A 10,204-nucleotide genomic window follows, 5' to 3' on the forward strand; every position below is an offset into this window, starting at 1 on the left:
AAAAACACCCCAAAAGTTTTGTGTCTAACTTTTGGGGTGCAGTACATTCTGAGACAGTCTCTTTTATATAGCCTAACCAAGATTTATTATTTTCCGGCTAACGGAGCAGCTTGTGTATAAGTGCGAGCACCGAGTTCCTTATCTAAAGTATAGATACCGAATCCATTGTCTTTAATCATTTTAAGACTGTCAATAATGCCTTGAGCCGTCTCTTCTTCTTCTACTTGTTCATCGATAAACCACTTTAACATACTTTGAGTTGCATAGTCTTTTTCCGCTGTAGCCAAAGCATACAAATCATTGATCATAGAAGTTACTTTCTGTTCATGAACGAGAGTATCTTCAAAAGCAGACAAAGGAGTGTTCCATTCGGTCTTTACCTCGGCAATAGGAGCTAATGTTACTTTTCCCCCTCGAGAAAGAATGTATTTTGTAAAAATCAACGCATGATCTTGCTCTTCTTTAAACTGAGTTTCAAACCAATTCGCAAATCCGGGGTTTCCTTTTACTGCAAAATTAGTAGACATAGACAAATAAAGATATGCAGACCAAAACTCCGCATTTACTTGAGCATTTAAAGCTTCCTCAATCTTTTTACTTAACATGACTATTTAATTTTAATAAAATGAATAGAACTTTCAAAGATATACAAATCTTATTAAACGCAATAACGATTTATTATTTTTCTCAAATAAAAAAATTTTAACGAACAAAAGCATGGCGGAATCCTTTCACTTTATTCCATCCTCCTCTGGTAAAGTCTGGAACTTCTACCGGAGCAGAGTTGTTCTCAATGGAAATTTCAGTTAAAGGAATTAAACAACACCATTCAGCTAAATCATAAACATCCATATCAAGAGGCAAGCCATTCCGAAGACAATATATCAAACGATAGTCCATAATATAGTCCATACCTCCATGACCTCCTACTCTTTTGGCAACTTCCTCAAGTTCGATCTGAATAGGATGTTTATATCTTTGCATCAATGTATCTTTTACTTCATCAGAGACAAAACTGTGTCCGGAAAAATCTTCATGACCCGGAACAACCCCCGATAGGATCTGTCCCGATTCCAACACATAACCCTGAACCGGATATTTATTGGCAAATCCTTTTGTTCCAGTAAGTTGATACATGCGATTATATGGACGAGGGCTAACAACATTATGCTGTATATGGATCGTTTTCCCCTTTTCTGTCCGTATCATCGTCATTGTATGGTCGCCATTTTTAAAATTCTCTACCTTTTCTCCTGATTTTCTTTCTATATATGCAGGAGCCGCAACTGCTTTTGTATCCATGGCTACAAGAATATCCATTTTATCTCCTCGATGCATATCAAGTAATTGACAAGCCGGTCCCATGCCATGAGTAGGATACACATCTCCCCTATGATTCCGATTATAATCCAAACGCCAATTATTCCAATACAACGGCCAAAATTCTTCAAGATTATGGATATAAGCACCTTCTACATGGAGAATATCTCCAAAAACTCCCTGCTGGGCCATATTCAATGTCGTAAGCTCGAAAAAGTCATAAACGCAATTTTCCAGTTGAATACAATGCTTTCGTGTCTTTTCAGAAGTATTAATAATATCCCATATCTCTTCCATATTCATAGCTGCCGGTACTTCTACAGCAGCATGTTTTCCTTGCTCCATAGAATAGATCGCCATCGGAGCATGATGTTTCCAATCGGTTGCAATATACACCAAATCAATATCATTCCTCTCACATAACTTTTTCCATGCTTCTTCATTTCCCGTATAAGTCACAGCTTTTGGAAGTCCAGCATCAATCAAAACTTTCTGTGACTTATCAACACACTCAGGGCGAATGTCACATAAAGCAACAATCTTTGTACCAGGAATATGAATAAAACGCTCAACAGCACTTATTCCACGCATACCTAATCCGATAAAACCGACACGAACTGTATCCAATTTAGGGGCTGTTAACTCCAATACATCTGCCTGCCCTTCTACCCTTTCAGGGACAGGTACTTTTATAAGCTTATTTGTCGTATTCCTTATAGTACAACCTAAACTAAACAGTAAATTCAAACTACATAAAATATAAATACATTTTTTCATAGCAATAAAATTTAAATCCTTATTCTAAAAAACTGCCCAAATCCTCCAATAAAAAAATATTACCAGATTATTTTCCCATTTTCACCCGTCAGATAGCCCACTATCATCCTCAAAAGAAATTCTAAAAACTAACCCGAGCAAAATTTAGACGGGTTTTAAGAGTTTGTTTAAACATACATCATACTCATTTTTTATTTAATCGACTGAGATCTTTTCCATTTGTAAAGTAAGATCTGAACATAAATGTTCTTGCTCTCCCAACTTTCCGTTACGATCATAGCAATTACCTGACACAGAAAGATTTTTAACCGCAAAAGCTTCGACTCCATATCCGTTATTATAGCGGATTCGATTTTTTCGAATTTTGAGATTGCTCGATCCCTTATATAAAAATTCTGATAAAATACCACAACCGTCATTTCCTTCTATCAAATTTTCTGAAACATCTATACCGAAACATTCGGACAATAAAACTCCATGCCATGCATTCCGGGCTATTTCACAATCTTTCAAATCTAATGAACGGCAATGATCCAACACAACACCTGCTCCATGTAAAGAGGTATCGAAACGACTATCCTGCACAACTCCACCCTCAACACGCTGCAACAATAAATTATGTTGAAGTCTCGGCCCCGGTACGACAAATGTCCCGTTCTCAGTAAAATCGCAAGCTTCTATTTTTACATTTTTTGCACCTGAAATATATACTCCTGTACGAGAAAAATTAATTACAGAAAGATTTCTCAAGGTTATCCCGGAAAGTGTATAATTCTTTTCACTACGGAAAGAAATTCCGGCCAAATTATTTGCATAACGTCTTTGTCTTTCAAAGCGTCCGGCATTGGGATCAAAACCTGCAGCATGTTCTCGAGCGCCTTCTATTATCAAATTCTCAATAACGACATCACTCATGTCTGGCGTGGCAGCCATAATTGCAGCAGTTCGTACAGACGGTGTAAACATAAGAACTGTTTTTGTACCTTCTCCGATCAAATGCGTCCCCGAATGGATTTTCAGAGTTTTATTCATCGTATACTCTCCGGCTTTCAAAAAAATTGTACACTTGTGTCCCGCCTCATTATCCAATATTTGCTGTAACGAATCTCCAGGCGATACGACAATCGCATCTTCCGGTATTTTAAAATCCGATACTCTTAACGCTCCTGCAGGATAAGCAATCTCACTGCAAATCAAAGGTCTCTGCTCGGGCGTTTTTCCCTGAAAAGCCGCACGGAAAGCTGTAAGCAATATCAACGAAGACTTATCCCGGACTTTATCACATATAGAACGAGTATAGGGCATATCTATTCCCTGGGCTTTATAGTGTTGATAGACATACTCTATCCCATAATCATTGCGTAAATCCTTATCACGATGAGAAGGTTCTCCGTAAGAGAAAATATCTTCTCCTAAAAGAAAACGAGAAGTATATTCATACCCTAATGCCAAACGGTTATCTCCGGCAGAAAAAAGATCAACACCTTGTGTATAGGCAATTCGAGCTGCCCCGGCAAATTCACCAAGCCCCATTTGTACATGTCCCTGATCCCGGGTAGTTTCTTGACATTGTCCATTCGGGAAAATATATTTAATCAAACTGCCGTTTGCTTTTCCATGCAAATAATGATAAACTGCATTATCAAAAAGCGGCCGATCATTGGTAAAAATAGCGATCGACAATAAAGTATGCATAATCGCTCCATCCCAATTTCCGTTTGCCTGAGGGAAATAGAATCTCAATAACGGATAATACACGCTCATAATCATTTCTGTAAAAGCCGCTGTGTGATTTTCAGTCCAACCCGGATAAGTATATCTTAAAATTTCAGCGGCATTGCAAAATTTATATCCGGAAAGAGCAACCAGCAACTTAGCGTTGTTTTCGTCCAGACTACGCAATGATTCAGACCACTTTCCTATAATTTCAATCGCTTTTTCTGCATAGGCTTTATCTTTTGTAATATACCATAAAACAGCACAATTATAAGCCATTACCGCACCTTTAGAAAGATCTGATCCACCAATATCAGGTTTTCCGTACGGTCCACTGATAACATGCGCATAAGTCTTAACTTCGAAAGAAAGAGGTGTTTCCGCCTTTAGACGCTCAAAAGCTCCCCGCCAAGGCTGTTCTCCCGCCAATGTTTTATTCTTCATCAACTCAAGATCTTCCCGGCACATATCGATACCAGGATGGATAAAGGTCTGCGCCGACGATCCGGCAAAAACGAATGCGGTAATCAAAAACAGTACCGCAAATCTAAGATGTGTTCTCATAATATAAAATAATTAGTGTGTGTGTATAATTTTTTATTCTGAAAAAGATCCGGCCAACTCCTCAAAAGCTTTCCAAAGGTTATTATCCGGAACCGGGGCAGTTATATCGATTTCTACCTTGGATACTGGATGAATAAATTTAATATGACGAGCATGCAGGCTAATGCCTCCGTCTGGATTAGATCGCTCAGCACCATACTTCAAATCACCCTTTATAGGACACCCGATCTTAGACAATTGGCATCGAATTTGATGATGTCTTCCTGTTTTCAAATCTATTTCCAATAAATAATATTTATCGCTATGAGCAACTATCCGGTATGCAAGAACAGCTTCTTTAGCATTAGGTTTCATTCTGTCCCATGCAACCGACTTGTTCATTTTCTCATTCCTCACAATATAATGAGTAATCTCATCCGAGTCTTTCGGCGGACGATTTTTTACGATCGCCCAATATTTTTTTTTCACCTCGTTATTGCGAAACATCTCATTCATCCGTGTCAGAGCTTTGCTTGTTTTAGCAAAAATCACCAATCCGCTCACCGGACGGTCGAGCCGATGGGTTACCCCGACAAATACATTTCCGGGTTTACCGTACTTCTCTTTCAGCCATAACTTCAATATTTCAGATAGAGGAGTATCTCCGGTTTTATCACCCTGTACGATCTCCGATGTCGTTTTATTTACAATAATCAAATGATTATCTTCATACAATACCGTCATAAAATATACATTAGATATGAAACAAAGATAGGGATAAAAAAACAGAAGGTAAAAGAATCGTAATGATTCTTTTACCTTCTGAATATATGTTATAAAATATTCTTTACATATTCATACCGCCACAACAGTGAATAACTTGCCCGGTAACATATGAAGAAAGGTCGGAAGCAAGGAAAGTACATACGTTAGCAACATCTTCGGGTGTACCGCCACGACGTAATGGAATTTGTTTTGCCCAAGCTTCTTTCACTTCATCAGATAATGCACCTGTCATATCGGTAATAATAAATCCCGGAGCGATACAATTGGCACGAATACCGCGAGAACCAAGCTCTTTTGCAATAGATTTAGCCAGACCTATCATACCGGCTTTCGATGCTGAATAATTACATTGTCCGGCATTACCCGATACACCGACAACAGAAGACATGTTTATGATACTCCCGCTCTTTTGTTTCATCATAACAGGAGAAACTGCGTGTATAAAATTAAATGCAGATTTCAAGTTCACATTGATTACCATATCCCATTGGGCTTCTGACATACGCATCATCAGACCGTCCCGAGTGATTCCTGCATTATTTACCAAAATGTCGATGCGTCCAAAATCTTTTACAATCTCAGTAACAACGTTATGTGTATCTTCAAAATTCGCTGCATTCGAAGCATACCCTTTTACTTTTACACCTAAAGCTGCTATTTCAGCTTCTGTAGCTTTTGCATTATCATCAATGGCCAAATCGGTAAATGCAATATCCGCACCTTCATTTGCAAATTTGATGGCAATCGCTTTGCCTATTCCACGAGCCGCACCTGTAATAACGGCAACTTTTCCTTGCAATAATTTCATAAGTTATCTTATTAAATAGATTAAAATCAAAATTTCACTAAAAATCCGCCACTTGAATAACCTCCACCAAAAACAGTGACAGCGACCTTATCTCCTTTTTTCATTTCATGGATATGCTGCGCCAAAACCAGCATGGCACTTGCCGAACCTGTATTTCCCAACTCCCGAATATTATTCAGAAAACGGTCTTCTCCGAGCTTCAACTGATGAGCGACATTCGCTACGATACGCATATTTGCCTGATGACATATAATATAATTCAAATCGTCAATCGACATCTGGTTATCCGAAGTCAAATGTTCAAGAACTTCAACCATATATTTACACGCATGCATGAACACATCTCGACCTTCAGGCATTGTAATTCCATCTTCTTTCGGTTTCAAATGCACAGCATCCGGGCCTTTACCGATATGCCCCAAACCTCGAGTATAAATACTGGTTATCTCCGCTTCAGCTTCTTTCTGCAAATCTTTAGAAACAAAAAGAGCGACTGCGGCATCACCCCATAAATGTCCGCATTTGGGATCACTTTCATTGCTATAATAAGTATTATGCTCTGAACAAACAACCAAAGCTTTGGTTGCTTTTCCCATGGCAAAATAGCCCTCAACAACCTCAAGTGCATTACTGAATGAAGAACAAGCCGATGATATATACAAAGCTTTCGCCTTTTCTATCTTAAATTCGCGTTGGGCAACATGAGCCAAAGTAGCCACCGTATCACGAGGAGAATAACATGCGGAAACAATCAAATCAACATCTTTTATGTCGTACGGCAAATGTGGTATGGCAACCCGTATCGCTTCTAACCCCATTGTATCTGAATTTTCTCCTTCTCCGGCCTTAGATCGCGTATTTATACCCGTTCGCTGTAATATCCAGTCACTGGTTAACCCATTAATTTCAAAAAAATGGTCGTTAGACACTCTTTCTGTAGGGATATAATACCCGGTCGCATTAATATACATACAATTTTAAATTAGTAATTTATTAATTTTGTTGCTTTATTTCTTGATTCCATACAACACAAGATCTGCTATATATTCTTTTACCCGAAGCCTTTCCAGCCCCATCTCGGTAAAATTATCCCGTATATAAGGCACATCTAAACCTTTTAGAGCATAATGCAATATCGTCGCTGTTGCAGAAACGCTGGTAATTCTAAAATCTCCTCTATCGACACCCTCCTTCAAAATCCCCTTTAGCAATACAACTTCGTGCATATCGATATTCTTACGAGCTTGCTCTACCTTCCAAATATCCCTGAAAAACTCTGCTTTTAAAGTGCCATTACGCAAAACGGTTTCTTTAACCGCCTCAAGTCTGGTAAGAATATAATTAGTAAGTTTTTCTTCAGGAGGGAGATCTTTATTAGCTATATCTTTAAGCCGTTGCAATAAATGTGCAAGTTCCGATTCTACTACTGCCCAATAAATCTCGTTTTTATTTTTGAAGTACGTATAGAGAGTCCGTCTTCCTTTACGAGATGCAATGGCAATGTCATTCATCGTAGTATTTTCCAACCCCGACTTCGCAAATAATTGACGTGCTACATCGACCAACATCTCACGAGTTTTAGACATATAAATGTTTTTTACTTTTGCACACTTAATTAAAAACTGTGCAAAAGTAACTATTTTATCTTAACCTCAAAACTTATCATATACATTTTATCATATTATATGAATAAAATACCATAAATAGCGAGTTTTACACCATAAAAATGTAATTATTTATTCATATTAGAACAATACAGAAAAGAGAAACATATATATCTATTTTAGAATCCATTTAAAATAAAGATATTGCAGCTATAAAATCTATAAATTTTCCTATATTAAACGGAAAATAATTGGATTTTTCATAAAAAACACATAAAAGAAGCCATGTCAATATTTTGACACAGCTTCTTTTTGCGCAGATTAATTTGTAAAGGAAAACTTAACTTATCACTGTTTGATAAATTTCAATGTTGAAGTATATGCATCATCTGTAATCCGAATATAATATAGTCCGGTAGTCAGATCACCTACATAAATTTGTTCCGATGCTGAAACAGAACGAACAAGAGCTCCGTTTAACGTATAAATATCAGCTTTTTTATATTCATCACCTTTGATGCGAATATAATTTAATGCCGGATTAGGATATACACTCCAAGAAACTGCTTTCTCACTTTCCGATATTGCAGACGGCACTGAAGCCTGAGGATTTACCGACAAGCCATCTAAACAAAAATAAGTCGGAGTATTCATCCCATAATCTCCATTATCTGAAGACGACAAAGAAAACTCTATCGAAGAAACCTCTCCCAAAGAAGACAAGTCCATCCAACTCCAGTCTGTGACGATATAATCGTCACAACTATAATCTGAACGATAATCAGCCAAATAAAAATCGACACTTTCGGTCTCGGTATTACCATTTTTCCCAACAGCCGTCAATTTTAAGAAATCAGGGTCTGTTCCGTTTTCTCCACCAAACTTTTTCCCATAAGAATCACCATATTTCATCGAAATATAATTTATGACGGCATTCGTCACATACACACCATTTACTTTATGAGACATTCCGTCTGCAAAAGATATAATACTTTGATCATTATATGAGTCCCAATATCCGAAAATATATGGGGTATTATCCCCGTTTACGCCTGCTCCGGTCACTGCAGCGTAAGTATTCTGCGGCAAACGTTCCCACGAACCTACAACATCTGTATTTACACTGCCATCCGGATTGTATAAATCCGAGGGTTCATTCAGATCGGGTTGCTGTTTACTGCAAACAAAACCGTCCCAAGAGAAAGTCCCCCCACCCCAATCCGTCGCCGAATGTGAAAAACGGAACAAATCATTAAAATCAAAGAATTTCGTTTCTGTATCGAAAAGAAAATCCGAAACATCCGTCGATTCATCTAAAACTGCTTCGGATAAATCCAAAACAACAGATTTGTCTTCAGATACTTGAGCATCGGGATGAAGATCTATGACAGACTTAAATTCTGTCGATGTCTCTCCTACAGCTCCGACACATTGATTTAAAGCAGTGTATACTTTCACAAAATCAATATGTGTCAAACGAACAGGATTTCCGTATTTATCGACAGCCCAATCTATTTTCATCCCAATTTTCTCATCCGGCTCATTGGCACTCCAATTATCGGCATACCCCCAGTCATAAGCCGGAAATTGCCATATATTCCCGGACTGTACCGCATTTGAAGGTAATAAAGAACCCGAAAACGTCAGCTCATCCGATTCGATCCACATCGGATAATAAGACTGCTGTTTATGAAAAGTATTACGTAACACATAACCTGTATTTCCCAAATTATCTTTCCACATTACATCCGCAATATTATTATTTTCCGTTTCTGTACGAAATGAAGCCGGATTATTTATATAATTTTCATCAGGAGTTTCTCCTTTCCGTATTTTTATATCGTATTGAGGCCTGTAATAAGTTATTTTATAATTATGAACTGTCTTGGGGTTATTATATTCCGAACCGGCCAATTCATACCACTCGTCATCAGGAAGGCCGTTTCCATTCTTATCCTGAGATACCATAATAATTCCACACTCGGCATTATTCACATACGCATTTCCCGCTGTCTTAAAATCATACTCACCGGGAACATTCACAATCGGTTTATCAAAACCGACAACCACATAACCTCCATAAGCCCCTAACCCGATAAACGAACTGCCGGCTTTCATTGTCGATTCTGCCTTTGCCCGAATCGATTCACCTGTATCTCTTGCTTCATATTTAGGCAAAGATGCATTTACAAATTGCCCGGGCGCAGGAACATATTCCAACACTTTAGTTACTGATGTCGTTTGCCCCGTCACACTTAACGAAGCTGACAATAAACTGCAACAAAGCAATACTCGAGACTTTCTCAAACCCTGCAAAACAAAATCTTTTTCACAATTAAAACGTAAAAATTTCTGCATACTGATATATTTATTTGATTCTAACCAAAATCAAATAGCCAACTAAAAATAAGGGAGTGAACATTATATGGTAAAATACCGCGCAATAATACTCAAAAGCTTATTCCTCGAAAGCTATTGAAACAAATTTGTCCGGCAGGTCTTCTGACTTACTCCTGTTTTGAACGCCTTCCCATTTACGAAAAATAAACAGTGGCAAAGTATTTTGTCAAAACATTTTACAGAGCTTACAGCAGCGGGACTGTTCAGGATTCTCACCTGATTCCCTTTTAATCATGTTTCTGGATAGAAA

General features: G+C 37.9%; 8 protein-coding genes and 1 riboswitch. All 8 genes read right to left on the minus strand.

Features of this window, described 5'->3' with window-relative positions; all coding sequences use genetic code 11:
• Window positions 1-86 precede the first annotated feature (86 nt).
• Window positions 87-605, minus strand: a complete 519-nt coding sequence (locus AC1WHX_RS07325) for a ferritin (RefSeq protein WP_022390649.1) — start codon at window positions 603-605, stop codon at window positions 87-89.
• A 97-nt stretch (window positions 606-702) separates the two neighbouring features.
• Entirely contained in the window at window positions 703-2,097 is a 1,395-nt protein-coding gene (locus AC1WHX_RS07330) for a Gfo/Idh/MocA family protein (RefSeq protein WP_303116517.1), read from the minus strand.
• 195 nt (window positions 2,098-2,292) lie between these two features.
• A complete protein-coding gene (locus AC1WHX_RS07335) occupies window positions 2,293-4,377 on the minus strand; it encodes a right-handed parallel beta-helix repeat-containing protein (protein WP_303116519.1) in 2,085 nt (694 codons plus the stop codon).
• A 33-nt stretch (window positions 4,378-4,410) separates the two neighbouring features.
• Window positions 4,411-5,100 carry an RluA family pseudouridine synthase gene (locus AC1WHX_RS07340; protein ID WP_278584588.1) on the minus strand — a complete coding sequence of 230 codons (690 nt, stop codon included), beginning with the start codon at window positions 5,098-5,100 and terminating at the stop codon, window positions 4,411-4,413.
• Between the two features lie 103 nt (window positions 5,101-5,203).
• Window positions 5,204-5,950 carry a 3-oxoacyl-[acyl-carrier-protein] reductase gene (gene fabG, locus AC1WHX_RS07345; RefSeq protein ID WP_022390653.1) on the minus strand — a complete coding sequence of 249 codons (747 nt, stop codon included), beginning with the start codon at window positions 5,948-5,950 and terminating at the stop codon, window positions 5,204-5,206.
• A gap of 26 nt (window positions 5,951-5,976) precedes the next feature.
• Window positions 5,977-6,921, minus strand: a complete 945-nt coding sequence (locus tag AC1WHX_RS07350) for a 3-oxoacyl-ACP synthase III family protein (RefSeq protein ID WP_303116522.1) — start codon at window positions 6,919-6,921, stop codon at window positions 5,977-5,979.
• 36 nt (window positions 6,922-6,957) lie between these two features.
• A complete protein-coding gene (locus tag AC1WHX_RS07355) occupies window positions 6,958-7,542 on the minus strand; it encodes a TetR/AcrR family transcriptional regulator (RefSeq protein WP_031258025.1) in 585 nt (194 codons plus the stop codon).
• 360 nt (window positions 7,543-7,902) lie between these two features.
• Entirely contained in the window at window positions 7,903-9,912 is a 2,010-nt protein-coding gene (locus tag AC1WHX_RS07360; RefSeq protein WP_481229084.1) for a DUF4465 domain-containing protein, read from the minus strand.
• A gap of 117 nt (window positions 9,913-10,029) precedes the next feature.
• Window positions 10,030-10,204, minus strand: a riboswitch (cobalamin riboswitch). This riboswitch is flagged as partial in the annotation.

This window comes from Coprobacter sp., assembly GCF_982436375.1.

What these genes read in the sequence shown, in the direction of transcription:
- AC1WHX_RS07325 (WP_022390649.1), bottom strand. Translation starts at nt 605, where the DNA reads ATGTTAAGTAAAAAGATTGAGGAAGCTTTAAATGCTCAAGTAAATGCG.
- AC1WHX_RS07330 (WP_303116517.1), bottom strand. Translation starts at nt 2,097, where the DNA reads ATGAAAAAATGTATTTATATTTTATGTAGTTTGAATTTACTGTTTAGT.
- AC1WHX_RS07335 (WP_303116519.1), bottom strand. Translation starts at nt 4,377, where the DNA reads ATGAGAACACATCTTAGATTTGCGGTACTGTTTTTGATTACCGCATTC.
- AC1WHX_RS07340 (WP_278584588.1), bottom strand. Translation starts at nt 5,100, where the DNA reads ATGACGGTATTGTATGAAGATAATCATTTGATTATTGTAAATAAAACG.
- fabG (WP_022390653.1), bottom strand. Translation starts at nt 5,950, where the DNA reads ATGAAATTATTGCAAGGAAAAGTTGCCGTTATTACAGGTGCGGCTCGT.
- AC1WHX_RS07350 (WP_303116522.1), bottom strand. Translation starts at nt 6,921, where the DNA reads ATGTATATTAATGCGACCGGGTATTATATCCCTACAGAAAGAGTGTCT.
- AC1WHX_RS07360 (WP_481229084.1), bottom strand. Translation starts at nt 9,912, where the DNA reads ATGCAGAAATTTTTACGTTTTAATTGTGAAAAAGATTTTGTTTTGCAG.